Source organism: Falsihalocynthiibacter sp. S25ZX9, assembly GCF_041205405.1.
GTDB classification, from domain to species: domain Bacteria; phylum Pseudomonadota; class Alphaproteobacteria; order Rhodobacterales; family Rhodobacteraceae; genus Falsihalocynthiibacter; species Falsihalocynthiibacter arcticus.
On sequence record NZ_JBGFCD010000342.1, the window covers coordinates 1 to 280 of the forward strand.

A 280-nucleotide genomic window follows, 5' to 3' on the forward strand; every position below is an offset into this window, starting at 1 on the left:
GGTGGTGCTTTATTAACCAAGCCACTACATAGATAGCAGCAGAGACTGAATCCTGAGGATATTATGACTGAAGAAACAAACAAAAAAGACGAAGCAGTAAGCCAAACAGCGGAGAAACTGTTTTTCAAAAGTCGCAATGTCTTGGTGACAGGCGAAGTAAACGACAAGCTGGCTAAGCAAACCGTTACGCATCTTTTGGCGCTTGCCGAAGAGAATGACGACCCGATCAATATGTTCATCAGCTCCCCTGGTGGTCACGTTGAATCTGGCGACATGGTGC

1 protein-coding gene is annotated in these 280 nt (G+C 46.1%); it reads left to right on the plus strand.

All coding sequences use genetic code 11. The features are described 5' to 3' along the window. Positions 1-63: 63 nt before the first annotated feature. Positions 64-280 (plus strand): ATP-dependent Clp protease proteolytic subunit (locus tag AB9F29_RS22510; protein WP_369757327.1); only part of this gene is annotated, 217 nt, incomplete at its 3' end.